We start from the raw sequence: 21,268 nt of genomic DNA, 5'->3' as shown, positions 1-21,268 counted from the left end.
AACATTACTGAAAAACATTTTGTTGATGAAAAGAATTACGGTGTTCTGTGGCTCCAGTTTTGGGAATGAAAAAAATCACGAGGTTCAAGCTATTTTGCTGGGACAGGTAATGGCTAGGAAGAACATCGATTTGGTTTACGGTGGCGCAAAAGTTGGTCTAATGGGTGCAGTTGCAGATGGTGTTTTGAGCGAAAACGGAAAAGTATTTGGTGTTTTACCCCGTTTTTTGATGTCTAAAGAGGTTGCTCACGATAATTTGACAGAATTAATTATTGTAGAAAGCATGCACGAAAGAAAAACCAGAATGAATGAATTAAGCGATGGCGTAATTGCATTGCCTGGCGGATTTGGAACTTTAGAGGAGTTTTTCGAAATGCTGACGTGGGGGCAACTCGGACTTCATAAGAAACCCATTGGGATTTTAAACGTTGATGGATTTTATGATTTATTATTGCAATTCATCCAAAAAATGATCGATAGCGGTTTTTTAAAAGAAATCAATCAAAAGATGATTTTGGTTAGTGATGATGCGGAAGACTTATTGAGCAAAATGGAAAATTACACAGCGCCGGAAGTTGGAAAATGGATTAAAAAGGGAAATGAATAAAGACGTAAATCTGTATTCCATAATCCAAATCTGAATTAGAAAAACAGATAAAAAAATGAAAAAAATCGTTCTCTTAATACACCTGTTTTTATCGCTATTTGCGTTTGCTCAAAACGAACAATTGGCGCAGTATTATTATGATAAAGGCGATTTTGAGAAAGCGAAGATCAGTTATGAAGAGTTGCTGCAGGAGATTCCACAAAATTCACAGTATTTTTTAAGAATAATAGATTGTTCTCAGCAATTACAGCAGTTTGAAAGCGCCGAAAAAGCCATTCAACAACGACTTGAAAAATACAATCAAGGAAATCTTCTGGTAGAATTAGGATACAATTTTCAGTTGCAAAAAAATGAAGCTAAAGCCAAAATTTACTACGAACAGGCGTTAGACCGAATCAAAAAAAATCCAAATGATGTTTACGGAATTTCCAACGCTTTTGAGAGAAAAGTGTTGCTCGAATATGCGCTAAAATCGTATCAAACCGCTTCAGAACTTGATAAAAATTTTAATTTTAATTATCAAATTGGATTGCTTTACGGTCAATTATCCAATATGGAAATGATGATTTCTACGTTTCTGGATGAGGCATATGCCAATCCTCAAAATTCCATTAGAATCCAAAATCAGCTGGTTCGTTTTATGATGGATGAAGGTGACGCAAACTTCAATGAAATATTAAGAAAGGCGCTGATTGTAAGAACCCAAAAAAATCAAGATCTGTTTTGGAATCATTATTTGAGTTGGTTTTATGTCCAACAAAAAGAATTCGAAAAAGCATTTATTCAGGAAAAAGCCATTTATAAACGTAATTCAGAATCGCTTGCTAACATTGTAAATTTAGGGCAGTTGGCAATTGAAGACGAGAATCAAGAAGCAGCTAAAGAAATTTTAAGTTTTGTATTGGAAAATACACAAGATTTTGAATTGCTTATCCAAGCGAATTCTTATTTGGTAACAATGAGAATTGAAAAAGCATCTGAAAAAGATTTTGCAGCCATCAGTACGACATTAGACGGTTTGTTGAAACAGTTTGGGCTAAGTCCTTTTACCTTATCTTTGCAGCTAATTCAGGCACATTTCACGGCATTTAATTTAAAAAAACCTGAGGAAGGAAAGGCAATGGTCAAGCGAGCGCTGGAATTGCAATTGAATGATTATGAAGTGGCTAATGCCAAAATGGAACTGGCCGATATTTTGCTTTTCGAAGAAAAATTCAATCAGGCTTTAATCTATTATTCGCAAATTGAATTGGATTTAAAAAATGATGTAATGGCGCATGAAGCCAGTTTGAAAGCCGCAAAAACCAGTTATTTCAAAACCGATTTTGCTTGGGCGTTGAAGCAATTCAAGGAATTGAAATCAGCCAATACACAGTTGATCGCCAATGATGCTTTGGAATATTTTCTGTTAATTAACGACAATACCGTAGCAGATTCGACACAAACAGCTTTGAAGCAATTTGCAAAAGGAGATTATCTGTTGTATCAAAACAGAAATCAGGAAGCTATAACACAGTTTCAATTGATTTTGAAAAACCATAAAGGACAAGAAATAGAAGCTGTGACCTTGTTGCGATTAGGAAAAATATATGAAAAGAAAGGCGATTTTGCTTTGGCTTTAAGCCAATACCAGACTATTATCGACCAACATAGCGACGGAATTTATATAGATGAAGCGTTGTATTTTTCGGCAGAAATTTATAACAAGCAATTGATTCCTGAAGAAGCGAAGCCGTTGTATGAAAAAGTATTGTTCCATCATCAGGACAGTATTTATTTTGTGGAAGCGAGGAAGAAATTCAGACAATTGCGAGGCGATACTAATTTATAAAAAAGGTTAATTGGTTATTTGTTTATACGAATAACCAATTAAACAAATCAACGACTAAACAGTTAAAAATGATACTATACAACGTTACCACAAACATACACGAAAGCGTTCACGATCAATGGATGATTTGGATGCAGCACAAGCATATTCCTGAAATTCTGGCTACAGGGAAATTCTCTTCCGCAAGAATGGTGCGGGTTTTAATTGAAGAAGAAATGGGCGGAGTGACCTATTCGGTTCAATATGCCACAGAGAGTAAAGAAACTTTGGAGAAATATTACCAGGAAGATGCACCGGCTTTTCGTGAAGAAGGATTGAAATTATTTGGAGATAAAATGCTGGCGTTTAGAACGGAATTGGAATTGATTGCTGATTATAAATAGTCATGGAACTCTATTTTCAAACCAAAGAAGAAAGCAACAGAAAACAATTGGAGGATTTTTTGAAATTGTCCAAAGCAGAACGTTTTTATCAATTTTTGCGTTTGATGGAAAAGGTTAATCAATTTCCAATGAAGTATAAAAAAGACACTAATTCGAATTTTATTATTCAAATAAAAGCAAACTGATATGTTTCAAAAATGGGAAGAAAACATCAATCAATTTATTTCTATTGCCAATAAACATGAAGTAAGAATGTTGATGGTGGGCGGAGGTGCGGTAAATTATCATGGATACCAGCGCCACTCCGAAGACGTCGATTTTTGGATAGAGACAACGGATGAAAACTTTAAAAAATTAGTAGCGGTTTTTAATGATATGGGATATGAAATTGATGATTTTCCAGAAAATGTAAAAAAACAAGAACAAAATATATCCGTTAAATTCTCTCCTGTAGACTTGGATTTAGAATTAATCACAAAATTTTCCGTAAACAAAACTTTTGCAGAAGCATTTAAAAATAGCGAGGAAGTAGAAGTGAATGACAATCTTTTTTTAAAATGGAATGTACTGTCATTAGAAGATTTAATAACAAGCAAAATTAAAGCAAACAGACCTAAGGATTTATTGGATATTCAGCAATTGCGAGAAATAAATAAAAACCAATAAAATTAGCTAAATAAAAAATACTGAAAGTATTCAGCATAAACATGGAAAAAGTAACAGCCAAAAAACACCTCGGACAACATTTCTTGAAAGACGAAAGCATTGCAAAAGACATTGCTGACACCTTGAACTTAGAGGGATATGAGGATATATTAGAGATAGGTCCGGGAATGGGAGTTTTGACAAAATATTTGTTGGAGAAGCCAGTGAACACCTACGTTATTGAAATCGATTCGGAATCAGTGACGTATTTGGACCAAAATTATCCAAAATTAAAAGACAGAATCATTTCTAAAGATTTCTTGAAATACAATATTAACGATATTTTCGAAGGGAAACAATTTGCTATTATTGGAAATTTCCCGTACAATATTTCAACACAAATTGTGTTCAGAACTTTGGAATACCGCGATCAAATACCAGAATTTGCAGGAATGTTTCAGAAAGAAGTTGCACAACGTATTTGTGAAAAAAAAGGAACCAAAGCCTACGGAATTCTGTCGGTATTGGTTCAGGCTTTTTATGATGCCGAATATTTATTTACAGTAGATGAGAATGTTTTTATTCCGCCGCCAAAGGTAAAATCAGGAGTTTTACGTTTGCGCAGGAAGAAAGATTACAGTTTGCCTTGCGGCGAAAAATTGTTTTTTACCGTAGTGAAAACGGCTTTTCAACAACGACGCAAAACGTTACGAAATAGTTTAAAAACCTTAAATTTGTCGGATAGTTTGAGAGAAGACGAAATTTTCAACCTTCGACCAGAACAATTAAATGTAGAACAGTTCATAGAACTTACCCAAAAAATAGAAGCCGATGGAGTTTAAAATCAGCAAAGAATTAATTCAGGAATTAGAGCAACTCATTCAAAATAAAAACGACCAACAACTGGAAGTATTATTGAATGACATGCACCATGCTGATATTGCTGAAATTCTCGATGAGCTTGATTTTAATGAAGCGACCTATATTTTTAAAGTTTTAGACAGTGAAAAAACCGCCGAAATTCTTCTTGAACTGGAAGATGATTTGCGGGAGAATATATTAAGCAGGCTTTCAGCAAAAGAGATTGCGGAAGAATTAGATGAGCTGGAAACGAATGATGCGGCCGATATTATTGCGGAGCTTTCTAAAGATTTGAAAGCCGAAGTAATATCAGAACTTCAAGATGTTGAGCATGCCAAAGATATTGTTGACTTATTGCGTTATGACGAAGATACCGCAGGTGGAATCATGCACAAGGAATTGGTTAAAGTCAATGAAAATTGGAATGTGCTTACTTGTGTAAAAGAAATGCGCATTCAGGCCGAAAATATTTCCAGAGTCCATTCGATTTATGTGGTGGACGATGAAGACCGACTGAAAGGACGTTTGTCGCTAAAGGACTTATTGACAACCTCTTCCAGAACACCAATTAATGATGTTTACATCCGAAAACTAAACTCCGTAAAAGTAGATACTGAAGATGTTGAGGTGGCCCGGATCATGCAAAAGTACGATTTAGAAGCTATTCCTGTCGTAGACGAAATGGGACGATTAGTAGGAAGAATTACTATTGATGACATTGTAGACGTAATAAAAGACGAAGCCGATCAGGATTATCAATTAGCGGCGGGTATTTCCCAAGACGTTGAAGCGGATGACAGCATCTTTGAACATACAAAAGCACGATTGCCTTGGCTGGTTTTGGCGCTTTTGGGCGGATTCATCACCGTAAGAGTGTTGGGGTTGTTTGAAGGAGCGATGCTTCTGCACGGAAATTTATTCTTTTTCACGCCACTTATTGCCGCTATGGCAGGAAACGTAGGGGTGCAATCATCGGCAATTATTGTGCAGGGCTTGGCAAACAATTCATTGAGCGGATCCTTGTTTAATAGATTGATCAAAGAAGTTTCACTAAGTTTATTAAACGGAGTAATTCTGGCTACGATATTATTTTTAGGAAGTCATTTTCTGTTGAATGTCGAATTCATCATTGGGATTATTGTGACTATAGCATTAATGTCTGTAATTATAATTGCCTCGTTAATAGGAACTTTTATTCCGTTATTGCTGGATAAATTTGGAATTGACCCCGCGCTGGCAACCGGACCGTTCATTACAACGAGCAATGATATTTGCGGAATTCTGATTTATTTTTCGATAGCAAAAATGATTTTGGGGTTTTGAAAAAGTGAAAAGTGAAAAGTACTTTTCAAAAAACTTTATTTTATTTTTTGTCAATTAAAAAGGGACAAAAATAAAAAAATAGATAAAAATAATTTAAGACAAATTAAATTCTAATTTTTATAAAAGAATCTAAAAAATTCAACAAAAACTAACACTTTCCCATATTGGCTCCGTCTCCTTTGGAGAGGGTTGGGGAGAGGAAAAACCATAACCAGCATGAAAGTACACATCATTGGCGGAGGAAATTTAGGCGTTTCTATCGCATTAGGACTATCAAAATTTTCACCAGAAAATCAAGTTACGATAACCCGAAGAAACACCTCCAGCATTCTGTATCTCGAAAAATCAGGTGCTACGGTTTCCACCAACAATACCCATCAGATTCAAGAAGCTGATGTTATTATTTTGACGATAAAACCGTACCAAGTAGATGCCGTTTTAGCCGAAATTCTCCCTGTAATTTCCAATAAAATTATCGCTTCGGCCGTGAGTGGATTATCAATCGAAAATTTACAAAACAAAATTGGTACCGCTAATAGTGCGATCCGAATCATGCCCAATATTGCGGCACAGTTTGGCGCATCAGCTACTTGTATTGCGTTTCATGAAAAAGACAAAGAAAAGGCTCAAGAAGTAGTTTCTCTTTTTCAGAGTTTGGGAACTGCTCCTATTATAGACGAAAAATTAATGGATGCTGCAACGGTACTCGCGGCCAGCGGAACTGCTTTTGCATTGCGATACATTCGCGCTTCGATGCAAGCCGGAATCGAAATAGGATTTGACTGGCAAACTGCATTAGCTATTTCTGCACAAACCGTAAAAGGCGCTGCCGAAATGCTTCTGGAAGAAAAAGTACACCCGGAACAATTAATTGACCGTGTAACCACACCACAAGGCTGCACGATTGCGGGATTGAATGAAATGGAAATGCACGGATTCAGTTCGTCCTTAATACGAGGAATCAAAACGTCCTTGAAACAAATCAAGGGTTAAGTGTAGTTTGGGCTGGTCCTGTTTCTCAAATTATTAGTTAAATAATGCGTGCCGGTCTGCCGTGCTGACCATGCAATCTTTAAAAGTCTAAAAAGAATTTTCTATAAAACTCCAAATAGAAATTACTTCACTTGTTAATCAAGATTCTGAAAAGTAGTATCTTGATTAACAGCGAAGCAATATTTTTTTTACTTGAAATAAGTTCAACCAACGGGTTAGTAATTTGCATTTTGACTATTGCCCGTTTCCTTCAACAAAAATCTAAGCCATAAGATTGTTTAAATCTTTTATTTTTTGGTAGTTTGCTTTTACAGCAGCATGTTGTTGTTTAATCATCACCAGTTGTTCCGCGGATAAATCTTCATCGTGACTTAACGCGTCATCGTAGGTTTCAAGGGCAGCTTCTTCTCCATATTCACATGAATTAATTATCGCTTTTCTGTCGCTACCTGTCATAGCAGATTTGATATCCATCCATACTCTAAATAATTTACCGGATGTAGTTGTTCCTTCTGTAGGTGTTCCACCTAATCTTTTTACTTCCGCAACAAGTTCTGATTTGCATTTTAGACTTGTTTCAGTAAAATGAGAAAACAATGTTTTCAAATCTGTTTCATCAGCCTCTTTTGAAGCAGTTTCGTAACCTATAATTCTATCGTTGTTGATTTGGATTAACGAATTTAACGTGTCAATTGCTTTATCAATGTTCATCTTTTTGGTATTTATTAAGAGAATTAATTTTCACTTACACAAATATCAGTATACTCTACAATAAAACTTTTACACAATTTTTTTTTAAATTTGCAACATTCACACATTGTTAAGTATTTGACAAACAGAATGTAAGACATGCTGCAGTAAAAAGTTTTAATTGTGAATTCAAAACATTTTTAACTCGTATAATACGTTACATCAACAATCAAAAATCAGTAATAATTTTGTTTTTTTATTTAAATGTGGAAGTTGTAAAGTGTTGTTTTTCTTTTTTACTACTTTTAATTGTGAATTAATTTTATAAAATAAATCTTATATTTGAAAAAACTACCTGCTCCGCAAAATGCTCATCATACAAGCTGCTCAAATGTCTCTGAATTTACGTCTGCAGGAACTAAATTTTAAAATCAAAAAAAATGAACGAGAAAATCAAAGTACTTCAAATTATTCATCTCGCTATTTCCGCGGGAACAGTAATTGCCTATTTATTTATTGGACAGCTTTCAATTGAAAGTTTAAAAATAGAGTTTATTGATTCCTCAGATTTGATATATTTTGCTATCCCGATTTTAGCTTTTTTCGTGAGCAATTTTTTATTTCAATCGCAACTTAAACACGTCGACGTTAAACTAAAACCTGAAGATAATCTTCCTATTTACCAGACCGCTTCAATTATTCGGTGGGCCATTCTTGAAGGTTCAGCCTTATTTTTCTTGTTTTTAAAACAAGATTTATTGATCCTTGGAATTTTGATAATAGTATATCTTTTATTTTTAAGACCGACAGAAGATAGAGTTATTAGTGCGTTATCTAAAGCAATATAACTGCAATTAGGCTTTTTTACAAAGTGTTTATCATACAAGCTGCGCAAATATCTTTGACGTTGCGCAATTTTTTTACTAAAGCTTCATAAATATCAACATTTCGTTTTCGTGTAAAACATTCAAATAAATCCTATATTTGAAAAAAAACTATCGTGAAAAAACTACTCTTATTAGCGCTTATTTTAATTTCAAGTTATACCGTAAACGCCCAGCAAAACAAACAAAAACAACTGCTCAGGCATGTGGTAATGTTTGGTTGGAAACCGGGAACAGATGCCGCAGCAATTGACAAAGTGGTAACTGCTTTTGGGAATTTGGAACATAAAATCAAATTAATCAAAGCCTATGAATGGGGAATCAACAACAGTCCTGAAAACCTAAATAGTGGTTTGACTCATTGTTTTGTTTTGACTTTCAGGAGTGAAGCGGATAGAGATGCGTATTTAATTCATCCGGCTCATAAAGCTTTTGTAGCTGTTTTAAGTCCGGCGCCGGATAAAGTTACAGTAGTTGATTATTGGGTTAATAAGTAAAAGGAAGATACAATCAGTATCATGGAGATAGCTTTTAAATAAACTAAAAAAGCCTCGTTTGCTGCTTCTTAAACGAGGCTTTTTTCTTGTAAAAATGGAGTTAGATTATATACTATTTGGTTATTTTTTTTGCTTTCCCGGATTTCAAACTAAATTTCAACCATAAGAAACCAACAGTTCCTGCAATAAAGGAAGCAATCAAAATTGCAATTTTAGAATAGATAATTACTTCTTCTCCGTCGTTTTTAAAAGCAAGCAAGGTTATGAAAATAGACATCGTGAAACCTATTCCGCCCAGCATTCCTGCGCCCAGAATACTGCTCCATCTTAGATCTCTTGGAAGCGTACAAATCCCTAAACTCACAGCAAGAAACGAAAACAACCATATCCCTAATGGTTTTCCAACCACGAGGCCTAGCATAATTCCAATCGTGTTGGGATGATTCAAGCCTTCATACCAATCTGATTTTATGGCAATACAAGTATTTGCTATAGCAAACAAAGGAAGAATAAAAAAGGCAACTGGTTTGTGTAAAAAATGCTGTAATCGGTACGAAGATGTTTTTTTGTCACCATTTCCAAACGGAATTACAAAAGCCAATAATACTCCGGTTATCGTCGCGTGAACCCCAGAATTCAGCATGAAATACCACATCGCCGCTCCACCAATCAAATAAGGAATTAGGCTGTGTACTTTTCTTCGGTTCAGGATAAACAAACCGCCCATAATGGCAAAAGCAATAAGCAAATTCATATAAGCAATCGTGTCTGTGTAAAATATGGCAATTACCACAATGGCACCTAAATCATCGATTACGGCAAGCGCAGTCAAAAACACTTTCAGTGATGTAGGTACGCGATTTCCTAAAAGGGACAGAATACCAATGGCAAATGCAATGTCGGTCGCCATAGGGATTCCGGCTCCGTTTTGTGTAATAGTTCCATAATTCAGCAGTAAAAAGATTCCTGCCGGGAAAACCATGCCGCCCAAGGCTCCAAAAATGGGTAAAGCCGCATTTTGAATACTGGATAATTCTCCTTGATACATTTCGCGTTCTAATTCTAAACCGATGAGAAGAAAGAATATAGCCATTAAACCATCATTAATCCAATGTGTTATCGAATGGCTGCCAATATTGGTTTCCCAAAACGCAATGTAGCCGGTTTGAATTGGCGAATTGGCTAATAAAAGAGAGAGTATCGTAACAAAAAGTAATAATAGGCCACCTGCTTTTTCACTTTCAAAAAAAGCTTTGAATGTTTTTGTTAATTTCATTTTTTGGTTTTCATTTATTATAAGCATGAATTTTATAATAAAAAATTCAGAGGGCTAATTTACAAATTACAACTTTAATCTCCGTTGTTAAAACAATAAACCGTAATTTTTTTGTTAATTTGAAGTATCAAAAACCGAACAATTATGGACATCAAAATCCTTCACATAGACAGCAATCATCCCGTACTTTGGGATCAATTACAGCATTCCGGATTTATAAATCACAGTGATTTCAATTCTTCAAAAGAACAAATCGAAGCCAAAATTCAAGACTATCAAGGGATTGTAATTCGGAGCCGATTCAAGATTGACAAAACATTTTTGGACAAAGCCACTAATTTGCAATTTATTGCGCGCGTGGGAGCAGGATTAGAGAGTATCGATTGTGAATATGCCACATCCAAAAACATCACGCTGATCGCGGCTCCGGAAGGAAACAGAAATGCGGTTGCCGAACATACATTGGGAATGATTTTGTCACTTTTTAATAAATTAAACCAAGCCGACAGCGAGATACGTTCAGGACACTGGAATCGGGAAAGCAATCGCGGTCATGAACTCGACGGTAAAACGGTGGGAATTATTGGTTACGGAAACATGGGAAAATCTTTTGCAAAAAAACTTCGTGGTTTTGATGTCAAAGTGTTGTGTTACGATATTAAGGAAAATGTAGGTGATGCTAATGCGAAACAACTTTCACTAGCAGAATTTCAGCAAAAAGTGGATGTCGTAAGTTTGCATATTCCGTGGACTCCCGAAACGGATAAAATGGTTGACAGTGATTTTATCAATGGATTTACTAAACCCTTTTGGATTATAAATACATCTCGCGGTAAGAATATTGTTACTGCCGATTTGGTTGCGGCCATGCAATCTGATAAAATCCTCGGTGCTGGTTTGGATGTTTTGGAATACGAGAAATTGTCTTTCGAGACTCTTTTTAATGATAACCACACCCCAGAAGCTTTTCAATATTTGTTGAAAGCCAAGAATGTAATTTTGACGCCGCATGTTGCCGGTTGGACATTTGAAAGTCACCAGCGATTGGCTCAAGTAATTGTAGATAAGATAAAAACTAAATATTTTGGTCAAGCCAAAGATGTAGAGCCGGAGCAACGCGTGACAGGAATTGGCGGTTTCTTTTTTAAATCAAAAAATTCAAAAGAACTGGTTGCTTGGTATGCAAAACACTTGGGTTTAAAAACCGATCAATATGGTGCTACTTTCTGGTGGAAAGACAAAGAGGGTAATGATTGTTCTACACAGTGGTCGCCATTTGTGGAGGACACCACTTATTTTGCACCAAGTGAGAAACAATTCATGCAAAATTTCCGAGTGCATGATTTAGAGAATTTATTAAAAAAATTATCGGATGAGGGTGTAACAATTGTGGGTGATATGGAGTCTTATGAGTATGGAAAATTTGGTTGGATTCTGGATAGCGAGGGAAATAAGATCGAACTTTGGGAACCAACAGATAAAGCATTTCAATAAAATTTTATATTTTTAACCGCTGAAAAACAAGCTAATACCAATAATTTATGGAAAACTTGAAAAATGAAGAATGGAATAATCCGCTTCCAGTACGACAAAACAACAAGAGACTTGCGGCAGGGCTGCTTGCTATTCTTTTAGGACCTTTAGCGATTCACAAATTTTTTTTAGGTTACACTACAGTAGGGATTATTTGGTTAGTAATTAGTTTATGCACTTGTGGAACCGTAACCGGTTTATTGGGACTTATTGAAGGAATAATTTATTTAACAAAATCTGACGAAGAGTTTTACCAAACGTATCAAGTTGGTAAAAAAGCATGGTTTTAATACATAAAAAATCCCGAATAAGTTCGGGATTTTTTTTATAAACAGGCATTCTGCAGTCAATCTTCTTTCTCGCTCAGTTTGCGTTCCAATTCAGCCTGAAACTCTTCCATTACCGGTTTCATAGTGCTTTCCGGAATATCTGCAATTCGGATGTACATCAATCCATCAACGGCATTATTAAATAACGGATCCACATTAAAAGCGACCACCTTCGCGTTTTGTTTGATGTATTTTTTGATCAAAACCGGCAAACGCAAACTTCCTGGTTCGAGCTCATCAATAATTTTATCAAACTTATTTAAATCGGATTCAGCTTCATCAAAAATGAAATCTTTATCGGCATCCTTCAGTTTGACCTTGTACGCTTTCTTCGGATGAATGTATTGCGCAATATACGGATCGTAATAATTAGACTTCATGAATTCAATCATCAGTGATTTCGAAAAATCAGAAAATTGGTTGCTGATACTCACGCCTCCCAATAAAAATTTATGTTCCGGATAGCGTAAAGTGGTATGCATAATTCCTTTCCAAAGCAAGAAAAGCGGCATTGGTTTTTGTTGGTATTCTTTGATGATAAAGGCGCGCCCCATTTCTATGGATTTGTGCATCATATCATGTAATTCTGGTTCAAATCGGAAGAGATCATTGAGGTAAAAACCATTTATTCCATATTTCGGATAAATTTCTGAACCCAATCCCATTCGGTAGGCACCGGCAATTTTATTAGCTTCATTATCCCATAAAAACAGGTGATGGTAATATTGATCGTGCTTGTCTAAATCAATAGACTCATTGGTTCCTTCGCCAACTTCTCTAAAAGTTATTTCTCGAAGACGGCCAATTTCGTGCAGGATATTGGGTATTTTTTTTGCTTCAGCGAGAAACACTTCGTAATTTTTACTTTGTAAAAGACGACAATCCGTACTTCGCAATGCATCCACTTCCTTCGTCATTTTGTCCTGATTGGCGGGAGTGACAATTTTCTTTGGACTTTTAAGAATTTTTAAAGTAGGTGTTGGCAAAAAAGTGCTTTCTTTTTCAAAAGGATTTGCCAGCATGTACGTTTTCTTTCGTAAAAATTCTGAGTATTCCTCGAGCGTAGTATGTTCGTTTTGTTCGCTTACTGAAATCGGTTTCCCAATGCGCACTTTTATCACACGATGTTTCTGGCTAAATACTTCTGACGGTAGTTTTGCGGTCCTAAAAGTCCCGCTGATTTTAGAAAGCAAATAAAATAACCGACTGTTTTTAGCATGAAAATAAATGGGAACGACAGGAACTTGGGCTTTTCGGATTACTTTAATAGCGCCTTCTTCCCAAGGTTTATCTACCATTAATTTTCCGTCTTTATAGGTTGAAACTTCTCCTGCAGGGAAAATACCTAACGGTTTTCCGTCACTCAAATGGCGAAAAGTTTCTTTTATTCCTACCACACTCGATTTAGTATCCTTATGATTTTCAAAAGGATTCACCGGCATGATGTATTTTTTGAGCGGTTCAATGCGATGCAAAAGGAAATTAGCGATAATTTTGAAATTTGGTTCTCTTTCCAGCATCAATTTTAATAACAGAACTCCGTCAATTCCTCCTAACGGATGATTTGAAATGGTGATATACGCACCTTCTTTTGGCAATCGTTTTAAATCCTCTTCAGGTATTTCAAATTTTATTTGTAAATCATCTAGAATTCCATTTAAAAAGGCAACATCCTGAAGATGTTTATTTCTGTCATATACTTTATTTAAGGTAGAGATTTTTAGCGCCTTCATCAGCATCCAGCCGGAAAAAGTACCTAAAACTCCGTACTTATCTGCATTTATTGCTTTTGCAACTTCTTTCGCGGTTACTAAACCCATGTATTTTTTGTTTTTTTTGGAGCAAGAAACAAAGATAGCAAAAAACTCCATTTTCTCTATTTTTCTCAATCAAACTTGTACTTTTTTGTTACATTTGGAACCCACATTCAAACAATATAATTTTTTCCGAGAAAATAAAAAAGTGGGTTCCTGACAACCGCAGGGGAAGATAATTTTCCGGAAGAAATTCAAATTTTTTTTAAATGAGAATTATTTCATACAACGTAAACGGAATCAGAGCCGCCATTTCTAAAGGATTTATCGATTGGTTGCAACACGCAAATCCGGATATTATTTGTCTACAGGAAATTAAAGCGACCGAAGATCAAATCCCTGTCGAAGATATCACAAAAGCAGGTTATCCGTACCAATACTATTATTCAGCAACGAAAAAAGGATACAGTGGTGTAGCGATTCTCTCTAAAATCAAACCCAACAACGTCTTTCACGGCACCGGAATTCACCACATGGATTTCGAAGGAAGAAACCTTCGTGCTGATTTTGATGATTTTTCGGTGATGAGTTTGTACCTGCCATCGGGAACAAATATTGATCGATTGGATCATAAATTCACATTCATGGATGATTTTCAAACTTACATCAACGAACTAAAAAAAGAAATGCCAAACCTTATTATTTGTGGCGACTACAACATTTGTCACGAGGCAATTGATATTCACGATCCTGTCCGCAACAAAAATGTTTCGGGATTTTTACCACAGGAGAGATCTTGGCTAGATGGATTCATGAAGTTGGGATTTGTTGATAGTTTTCGCCATTTCAACTCTGAACCGCACCAATATTCGTGGTGGAGTTACCGCGCCGGAGCCCGAGGAAACAACAAGGGTTGGCGTATCGATTACAATTTAGTCAGCGATACTTTAAAACATAAATTAAAAAGAGCCGTTATTTTATCCGATGCCGTTCATTCGGATCATTGTCCGGTTTTAGTGGAATTAGAGTAACAATTTTAGGAGCTGTTTCCCGCTATCCGTTACAATCTTTCTCGTCCTAAACTTGTTTCAGGATCCTGAAACAAGTTCAGGACTAGAAAGGATTTTCACTTTTATCGGGGCTAGGGCATCCGATTATAATTTAATTTTTGCTTTCATCGCAACTTAAGAAACAACATAAATACCAACAAAATGATTAAAAGAGTTTCCATCGGATTATTAGTACTGGCGCTTTCCACTTCCTGCGTAACCAAGAAAATATACAATGATTTAGAAAGTAAATACGCCGATTCCAAAAAAGAAAATAGAAGTTTAGCAGATGATAATGCCGATTTGCTAAAAGCTAAAAACCAATTAGAATTAGACCGCGACGAGTTAAAAACTGATTTAAGCAAATCCAAAGCGGAATTGGATAAATTGAAAGCAGATTACGCGACGGCTCATAATAAGTTCAAAGTCTTGCAGGATTCGTACGTCGCTTTAGAAAAAAATAGCGGAGACGCTTTGCAAAGCAACATGAAGAAAAATCGTGATTTGCTGGAACAATTAGACGAAAAAGGAAAAGCATTGGCATTCGAACAAGAGCGATTGAGCAAAAGCGCACAACGTTTGCAAGAACTGGAAGATTTGATCGCTGCCAAAGAAGCCAGCATGAAAAAACTAAAAGAAACCTTGTCGAAAGCCTTGAATAGTTTTGAAGGAAAAGGGCTGACCGTTCAACAAAAAAACGGGAAAGTGTATGTTTCCATGGAGAACAAATTACTTTTCAATTCGGGAAGTTGGGCTGTAGGTTCCGAAGGTAAAAAAGCAGTTGTAGAATTAGGTAAAGTTTTGGGTGACAACCCGGATATTTCCGTGCTTATTGAAGGTCATACAGATGATGACGCGTTCGCGGCTTCAGGTCCTATTGCGGACAACTGGGATTTATCGACCAAAAGAGCGACGGCAATTGTCGCTATTTTGAGTGAAAACAAGAAAATCAACAAGGAAAATCTAACGGCTGCCGGAAGAGGAGAATTTTCACCATTGGGAAGCAATGCAACCGCGGAAGGAAAAGCGAAGAACCGTAGAATTGAAATCATTCTGACGCCAAGATTAGATGAAATTGCCGAAATGTTGAATGAGATAAATTAAGATTAAAAGATCTAATGTTATAATTTTTACCATATCGGTATTTAATTGCTTATTCAAAATGAAACTTAATGTTGCAATGGTTTAAAAAAAGAACTTTCCTATAACTACCGCCAATTTGCTAATTTTATCTTTCGATTGAAGGCTTTTAATTTGCGAATTTGCGGTTATATTTTGTAAAATTTTCTCAATTTTCTGTTAACAGCAAATGGTAACGACAAACTAATTTTATCTTTGTTTTCGAAAAAACATAATACAATTCCCTTCAATATGAAATACACCACTTTACCTAATACTGATGTAAAAGTCAGCAAAATTTGCCTTGGAACCATGACTTTTGGACAACAAAATACAGAAGCTGATGGCCATGCCCAAATGGATTATGCCTTAGAAAACGGAATCAATTTCTTTGATACTGCCGAAATGTATTCGGTTCCGGCGCGTGAAGAAACGTACGGAAGTACAGAGAAAATCCTAGGAACCTGGTTCAAAAAAACAGGTAAAAGAGAAGAAATAGTTTTGGCTTCTAAAATTGCTGGACCCAATCCAAATTTCACATACATGCGTGAGAAAAATGATTTTTCGCCCGCCAGCATCAAATTTGCTTTAGACCAAAGTTTACAACGCTTACAGACGGATTACATTGATGTGTATCAATTGCATTGGCCGGAACGTAAAACGAACTTTTTCGGACAACGCGGTTTCAAAGTACAAGAAGATGGTTGGGAAGATAACATTCATAACGTTTTGGAGACATTAGACGGTTTTATTAAAGAAGGAAAAATTAATCACATCGGACTTTCTAATGAAACGCCGTGGGGAATTATGCGTTTTCTGGAAGAAAGCAAATACAACGATTTGCCAAGAATAAAAACGATTCAAAATCCATATTCGCTATTAAATCGACTTTTTGAAAACGGTTCCGCTGAGATTTGCATCAGAGAAAATGTCGGTTTATTGGCTTATTCGCCAATGGCTTTTGGAGTTTTATCCGGTAAATTCCTTACAGGTGAAAGTCTTCCAAATGCCAGAATAAAATTATTCCCACAATTTTCCAGATACAACAGCACACAAAGTACCGAAGCTACACGCTTATATCAGGAAATCGCCAAGAAAAACGGATTGTCTTTAACAGAATTGTCTTTGGCATTTGTATCGCAACAGCCATTTGTAACGAGCACAATTATTGGCGCAACCACATTGGAACAATTAAAAGAAAATATTAATACGATTCAAGTATCACTTTCGGATGAGATTTTAATGGCGATTGATGAGGTGCAAGCGGTAATTCCTGACCCGGCACCATAAATTAATTTTAACCACAAAGTTCACGAAGTTTTATACTTTAGGATCACAAAAAATCAGTTCAAATCTTTGTGAAATTCGCGCTTTCTTTGTGAACTTTGTAGTTAAATTTTAAGAATTAAAGGTCAAATTCGTCATCAACGGCCACGGAATCCACTTTAATTTGCGTGGAATCTTGTACTTTAAATTTGATAAAAGATTTTGCAGGTCCTGAAATCAATATGGGTAAGGACTTGTAAATAGTGTCTTCAGGAGTTAAAAGCCCTCTTCGAAACATGATATTTGTTAAGAACGATTCTTGTTGTATCGCAAAATCTTTCAACATCCCTTGATCGTTGAACTGATACATGAATTTTTTCGGACTTGGAATAATTCTGGCGAGATACAAGCATTCGTTCAGCGATAATTCCGAGGGTGTTTTTTGAAAGTAAAACTGACTCGCTTCACCAATTCCATAGACATTTGGACCCCATTCGATAATATTAAAATACACTTCGAGCATGCGCTCCTTGCTCACAATCCGGTTGTTTTCTAGAATGTAAACCAATAAAATCTCTTCCAGTTTACGCGACACTGTTTTCTCTCGACTGAGAAAAACATTTTTCACTAACTGCATGCTGATGGTACTGGCACCGCGCGAGAATTTTTTGGTTTTAATATTTTTGATGATCGATTGTTTGAAAGCTTCTTTGATAAACCCACGATGCGAAAAAAAAGAAGGATCTTCCGTTGTCAAAACCGATTTTCTTAAATACGGCGAAATTTGGTCCAGCGGCGTGTAATTTGCATTAGCCGAACCCACTAAAACCGGGCGCTGCAACACGTTTTTTATAAGTGCCCGATACACAAATTCACCATTAAGTTTGTTGAGATTGGCTTTACCATATTTGGTAATTTTTAAATTTTCTTTCTTCAATTTACTGTGGAAAACCAACTGATTGGGTTTGTTTTGATTATATGCAAAATCCAATTTATAATCAAAAGTACCGCTGGCTTTCATTCCTTGAAAATTGGCAAATAAACCGTCAGGAAGCGAAGTAATAAAGTCTTGCGCTTTCATTTTTGGGATGTTTACTTTGAGTTTATAAATCGTATCTTTTTCCGTTTCATAAGCCGCGTAAGGATGAAATTTTATCTTGTTCAATTGAACCGTTGAGTTGCTGTCAATTGAAATAAAATTAGAACCCAATAAAAATCGGTAATCAAATCTGGCGTTTTTTAGCAATACATCTTTACTGGCAATTTTTGGGTGGTTAATTTTTAAATTAGCAATAGCCATAAAACCATCAATATGTAATTCGTCGCCGTCTTTATCTATGTTTTGAATATTCAATCGGATAGAATCAAAACTCGATTTCAGGTTAAAACGTTCGTCTAAATAAGGCATTTGGATGGCGCCAGTATCTATATTTACAAAACGGATATCGGCTTTTTTGTTTCTTGGATCGGCAAAACCTTTGATTTTCCAGCGTTGTGAAATGGTGTTGGTTTGAACTTTTATTGAAGCTTCCAATTGCTTACTGACCAATAGCAATTTTTGAAAATTGATGGTTGCTTTTTTCCCGTTATCATTGAGTCGGAAAGAAAGATTGTCCAAAATCATATCTGTCGGGACTAAATTCAATGCTTTTGAGATGATGTTGTAAGCAAACTGTGCGTAATCTCTTTTCTCGTCGCGAATCTCAGTTTGAATGTCTTTATTTAGAAAAGCATCGTAATTTCCTGTTTTCCCTTTTTTTATCAGCTGTACAAAACCATTTTGTATTTCTAAAGTTCCAAGTTGTACATCGCCCATAACCAAGCGCAATAAATTGACGCTGGTTTTTAATTTTTGTATTCTTAGAAGCGTGTCGGCATTTTTTGGAACCAATATTATTTCAGTAAGATTCAAGCCCGATAATCCGTCAAAAGAAGCTTTTTTTATTGTAAAAGTACTATTATAATCCACTGCCATTTCATGGGTAACTTTTGCAATCGTCTGCTGTAAAACGGCATCACGAAACATATAAAAACCAATAATAAAAACTGCAAATAGTACAAAAAGTATTTTTGCAACTAAAAATATTTTTTGTTTTTTCATAAATGGTTTAATAAGTAATAGAATCTAAAACAACAGGCGTTTGGAATATTGGACATAAAGAAAAGGAAAATAATACTAAAGGAAAGTTTTTTATAATTTTCTTTAGAAGGTTGATTGGGAAAATGATTGATATTCCATTTTAAGACATAAAAAAACTACAACATAACTGAGTTGTAGTTTTTTTATGTCTTAGAAGTAGGGATATTAGCTGTTGGGTTCCGGTTTTTTATATTCGGAAGGGTTGTAATAACGTCTTACTTTTTCCACAATTTGGTTTAAGGTCATTTTGTCTGCGGTTTCTACTGCTTTTAGTTTTCCGGGTTCGATTAAATTTCCGTCCATTAATTTTTTTTCTAACTTTGTTTTGGTTTGTGCCGGACCAAAAACAATAAGTTCATCTGATTTTTTGACATAAGACAAAACGGATTTTATAAAGTAATTGAGTTGTTCTTCTTTTCGAGCCTCAAATTGTGATTCGTTAGTGCTATGATGGCTGTCGCTGGAGAAAGTGCCTTTGTTGCCTTCCCTGTTGTGATATACGTTGTTTTCAACCTCAGAATCTATTTCAGTAATTTTTTCTGTATCACCATCAAGAGCAACAATTATTGCTTTTGAGGAATCTATCCAAATGCCAGTTTGTCTTTTCATGTCTTTGATTTTTAAGTTAAAGTAGATTGTTTTAAAACAGCTTTATTTTGATTTTCATTCAATCCGTTGGGTGTAATTCGATGTGTTTAATTTTTTTGAATCCACTCTGACTTCGCCCTGTGCAGGCTAGACACATAGATTATAAAGTTTCGGAAGGCGTTTCACTTTTTTAAGGAAAATTGTAGTTGTGTGAACCCAATAATTGTCCTATCTAACTCTTTTTCTCTATGTTTCTTTGTGGTTCATTTTTTTATTTATGATTAGTTAAAATTTTATTAATTACGCCCAACCGGTATTCATTTAGTTTTCATCCATTTAAAATGAACGTCAGTTCGCTTATTAAAACTTGTTCTGATTTATTTTTTCCTGAAAACGAAGAAGCGATGGCGTTGGCAGTTTTTAGAATTAAGGCATTAATTTCCGTCGTGAACAATTGCTGATGTTCTGTTCTGAAAATTTTAAAGTCGGAAATCACTTGTTCCAATTCCCATTCATTTGCGACCAGCCGGTCAAAAACAATTTCGATTTCATAAGCGGTGTCATCGCCAAATTCATTGAAATTGTTTTCCAGCGAAAGCAATTCCTTCTCAAGGTTTTATTTCAGTTTCTCTATTTCCTCTCTACCAATTGTTTTGTCAATGGCAGCAATATAATAAAACACCTTGCCTAAATGTTCGTATAAATGAGTCATAGTTTGACGTGAAGGTTTCATTTTATTTTCGTAATGCATTGTTAAACATAAAGTTACAAAAATTAATTAATTCTTCTTCTGAATTGTTGTTTTTCTTTAAAATAAGGAATTTTTAAAGTGACTCAAGGAAAGTTGAAGAAGTTAAAAAGTACTATTTCGTTTTTGCATCCAAAAAAGACAACAGATTGTCAGTTTCCAGTTTTTGATTGGCGTATTTTAATTGAAGTTCAGAACCTTCGCCCATTCTATTGTAGTATTCCAACGCTTTTTTTGCAAAGAAGCGTTTATGAAAATATTGAAGTTCAGGAATTTAAGGAAATGTTTTATGAAAAAGCATTTCGTAATAGGCTTGCCATTCTCTTTCATTTTTATCTTCAATCAAGTTTTCTGTCATTTTTTGACCCATGTGAATCATTTCATGCAGTAGCAAATTGAGCATTAAGTGCAGCGGATATTTGAAAGTGTTTTCAGGAATGCGGATAATTTGGGGTTCGCCAAGAGCGCCTTCGGTAGTCATTAGGATAAATTCTGGTTTGGCTTTTTCCCTCAATTCGAAGCCTTTAAAATTTGGGTTTTCTAAACCATATTCTTGTATTAAAAACCTGGCAGCAGCAATGGTTTCTCCAAGTTCATGAAAGGTATTGACGATTTATAAATGTTCTGGATACGATTTCATTTTAGGTTATTACTATTTTGTGTTATTTGCTGACTGTAATGGGAATGGATTGCAGATTTTCGCTATGGTTGTGTTAATATGCCCGAGCCGTGGGGTTTTGTGTTGTGGTTAT

General features: G+C 35.5%; 21 protein-coding genes and 1 pseudogene. 15 read left to right on the top strand and 7 right to left on the bottom strand.

What is annotated here, in order from left to right:
• Positions 1–25 precede the first annotated feature (25 nt).
• The 8 genes from ACP7AQ_RS01645 to proC all read left to right on the top strand — a co-directional run bounded on the left by ACP7AQ_RS01645 (position 26) and on the right by proC (position 6,643).
• Entirely contained in the window at positions 26–607 is a 582-nt protein-coding gene (locus ACP7AQ_RS01645; protein ID WP_426094136.1) for a TIGR00730 family Rossman fold protein, read from the top strand.
• A gap of 55 nt (positions 608–662) precedes the next feature.
• Positions 663–2,438 carry a tetratricopeptide repeat protein gene (locus tag ACP7AQ_RS01640; protein ID WP_426094135.1) on the top strand — a complete coding sequence of 592 codons (1,776 nt, stop codon included), beginning with the start codon at positions 663–665 and terminating at the stop codon, positions 2,436–2,438.
• Positions 2,439–2,506: 68 nt separating this feature from the next.
• Positions 2,507–2,821: a DUF4286 family protein gene (locus tag ACP7AQ_RS01635; RefSeq protein ID WP_426062582.1), complete on the top strand. Its 315-nt coding sequence runs from the start codon at positions 2,507–2,509 to the stop codon at positions 2,819–2,821.
• A 2-nt stretch (positions 2,822–2,823) separates the two neighbouring features.
• Positions 2,824–3,006, top strand: a complete 183-nt coding sequence (locus tag ACP7AQ_RS01630) for a hypothetical protein (protein ID WP_426090481.1) — start codon at positions 2,824–2,826, stop codon at positions 3,004–3,006.
• A 1-nt stretch (position 3,007) separates the two neighbouring features.
• A complete protein-coding gene (locus ACP7AQ_RS01625; protein ID WP_426094134.1) occupies positions 3,008–3,487 on the top strand; it encodes a nucleotidyl transferase AbiEii/AbiGii toxin family protein in 480 nt (159 codons plus the stop codon).
• A 41-nt stretch (positions 3,488–3,528) separates the two neighbouring features.
• On the top strand, positions 3,529–4,308 hold the full coding sequence (rsmA, locus tag ACP7AQ_RS01620) for a 16S rRNA (adenine(1518)-N(6)/adenine(1519)-N(6))-dimethyltransferase RsmA (RefSeq protein WP_426094133.1): 780 nt from the start codon (positions 3,529–3,531) through the stop codon (positions 4,306–4,308).
• The gene (gene mgtE, locus ACP7AQ_RS01615; protein ID WP_426062586.1) at positions 4,298–5,650 is read left to right on the top strand and encodes a magnesium transporter; all 1,353 of its coding nucleotides are present in this window, start codon (positions 4,298–4,300) and stop codon (positions 5,648–5,650) included. The genes rsmA and mgtE overlap by 11 nt, the downstream gene beginning before the upstream one ends.
• Positions 5,651–5,866: 216 nt before the next feature.
• Positions 5,867–6,643, top strand: coding sequence for a pyrroline-5-carboxylate reductase (gene proC / locus ACP7AQ_RS01610; protein ID WP_426062587.1), 777 nt, complete (start codon positions 5,867–5,869; stop codon positions 6,641–6,643).
• Positions 6,644–6,904: 261 nt separating this feature from the next.
• On the opposite strand, the gene ACP7AQ_RS01605 is transcribed toward proC, so the two are convergent.
• Positions 6,905–7,354, bottom strand: a complete 450-nt coding sequence (locus ACP7AQ_RS01605; RefSeq protein WP_426094132.1) for a PA2169 family four-helix-bundle protein — start codon at positions 7,352–7,354, stop codon at positions 6,905–6,907.
• Between the two features lie 419 nt (positions 7,355–7,773).
• Between ACP7AQ_RS01605 and ACP7AQ_RS01600 the strand changes: the two genes are divergently transcribed.
• Together ACP7AQ_RS01600 and ACP7AQ_RS01595 are read left to right on the top strand one after the other, a co-directional pair.
• Positions 7,774–8,181: an MFS transporter gene (locus ACP7AQ_RS01600; protein ID WP_426094131.1), complete on the top strand. Its 408-nt coding sequence runs from the start codon at positions 7,774–7,776 to the stop codon at positions 8,179–8,181.
• Between the two features lie 152 nt (positions 8,182–8,333).
• Complete coding sequence (locus ACP7AQ_RS01595) at positions 8,334–8,714, top strand: Dabb family protein (RefSeq protein ID WP_426090477.1); 381 nt, start codon at positions 8,334–8,336, stop codon at positions 8,712–8,714.
• A 112-nt stretch (positions 8,715–8,826) separates the two neighbouring features.
• Here ACP7AQ_RS01595 and nhaA read toward each other — a convergent pair whose 3' ends face one another.
• On the bottom strand, positions 8,827–9,990 hold the full coding sequence (gene nhaA, locus ACP7AQ_RS01590) for a Na+/H+ antiporter NhaA (RefSeq protein ID WP_426094130.1): 1,164 nt from the start codon (positions 9,988–9,990) through the stop codon (positions 8,827–8,829).
• Positions 9,991–10,134: 144 nt separating this feature from the next.
• On the opposite strand from nhaA, the pseudogene ACP7AQ_RS01585 reads away from it, so the two are divergent.
• Both ACP7AQ_RS01585 and ACP7AQ_RS01580 read left to right on the top strand, forming a co-directional pair.
• Positions 10,135–11,073: pseudogene (locus tag ACP7AQ_RS01585) on the top strand (2-hydroxyacid dehydrogenase); the annotation flags it as partial.
• A gap of 458 nt (positions 11,074–11,531) precedes the next feature.
• Positions 11,532–11,813, top strand: a complete 282-nt coding sequence (locus ACP7AQ_RS01580; protein ID WP_426062592.1) for a TM2 domain-containing protein — start codon at positions 11,532–11,534, stop codon at positions 11,811–11,813.
• A gap of 56 nt (positions 11,814–11,869) precedes the next feature.
• On the opposite strand, the gene ACP7AQ_RS01575 is transcribed toward ACP7AQ_RS01580, so the two are convergent.
• On the bottom strand, positions 11,870–13,672 hold the full coding sequence (locus ACP7AQ_RS01575) for a GNAT family N-acyltransferase (protein WP_426062593.1): 1,803 nt from the start codon (positions 13,670–13,672) through the stop codon (positions 11,870–11,872).
• A 203-nt stretch (positions 13,673–13,875) separates the two neighbouring features.
• On the opposite strand from ACP7AQ_RS01575, the gene ACP7AQ_RS01570 reads away from it, so the two are divergent.
• The 3 genes from ACP7AQ_RS01570 (at position 13,876) to ACP7AQ_RS01560 (ending at position 17,064) form a co-directional block, all read left to right on the top strand.
• The gene (locus ACP7AQ_RS01570; RefSeq protein WP_426090475.1) at positions 13,876–14,637 is read left to right on the top strand and encodes an exodeoxyribonuclease III; all 762 of its coding nucleotides are present in this window, start codon (positions 13,876–13,878) and stop codon (positions 14,635–14,637) included.
• Positions 14,638–14,817: 180 nt separating this feature from the next.
• A complete protein-coding gene (locus ACP7AQ_RS01565; RefSeq protein ID WP_426094129.1) occupies positions 14,818–15,759 on the top strand; it encodes an OmpA family protein in 942 nt (313 codons plus the stop codon).
• A gap of 267 nt (positions 15,760–16,026) precedes the next feature.
• Positions 16,027–17,064 carry an aldo/keto reductase gene (locus ACP7AQ_RS01560; RefSeq protein ID WP_426094128.1) on the top strand — a complete coding sequence of 346 codons (1,038 nt, stop codon included), beginning with the start codon at positions 16,027–16,029 and terminating at the stop codon, positions 17,062–17,064.
• A 115-nt stretch (positions 17,065–17,179) separates the two neighbouring features.
• Here ACP7AQ_RS01560 and ACP7AQ_RS01555 read toward each other — a convergent pair whose 3' ends face one another.
• The 4 genes from ACP7AQ_RS01555 to ACP7AQ_RS01540 all read right to left on the bottom strand — a co-directional run bounded on the left by ACP7AQ_RS01555 (position 17,180) and on the right by ACP7AQ_RS01540 (position 21,030).
• On the bottom strand, positions 17,180–19,141 hold the full coding sequence (locus ACP7AQ_RS01555) for a biosynthetic peptidoglycan transglycosylase (RefSeq protein WP_426094127.1): 1,962 nt from the start codon (positions 19,139–19,141) through the stop codon (positions 17,180–17,182).
• 204 nt (positions 19,142–19,345) lie between these two features.
• Entirely contained in the window at positions 19,346–19,789 is a 444-nt protein-coding gene (locus ACP7AQ_RS01550; protein WP_426094126.1) for a hypothetical protein, read from the bottom strand.
• A 307-nt stretch (positions 19,790–20,096) separates the two neighbouring features.
• Positions 20,097–20,369: a hypothetical protein gene (locus tag ACP7AQ_RS01545; protein WP_426094125.1), complete on the bottom strand. Its 273-nt coding sequence runs from the start codon at positions 20,367–20,369 to the stop codon at positions 20,097–20,099.
• A gap of 421 nt (positions 20,370–20,790) precedes the next feature.
• Positions 20,791–21,030, bottom strand: coding sequence for a hypothetical protein (locus ACP7AQ_RS01540; protein ID WP_426094124.1), 240 nt, complete (start codon positions 21,028–21,030; stop codon positions 20,791–20,793).
• Positions 21,031–21,268: the final 238 nt, after the last annotated feature.

It is taken from the genome of Flavobacterium sp. DSR2-3-3, from assembly GCF_049896585.1.
Lineage (GTDB): Bacteria > Bacteroidota > Bacteroidia > Flavobacteriales > Flavobacteriaceae > Flavobacterium.
The sequence above is the reverse complement of the archived record's forward strand: the minus strand, read 5'-3'. Positions and strand labels throughout refer to the sequence as shown.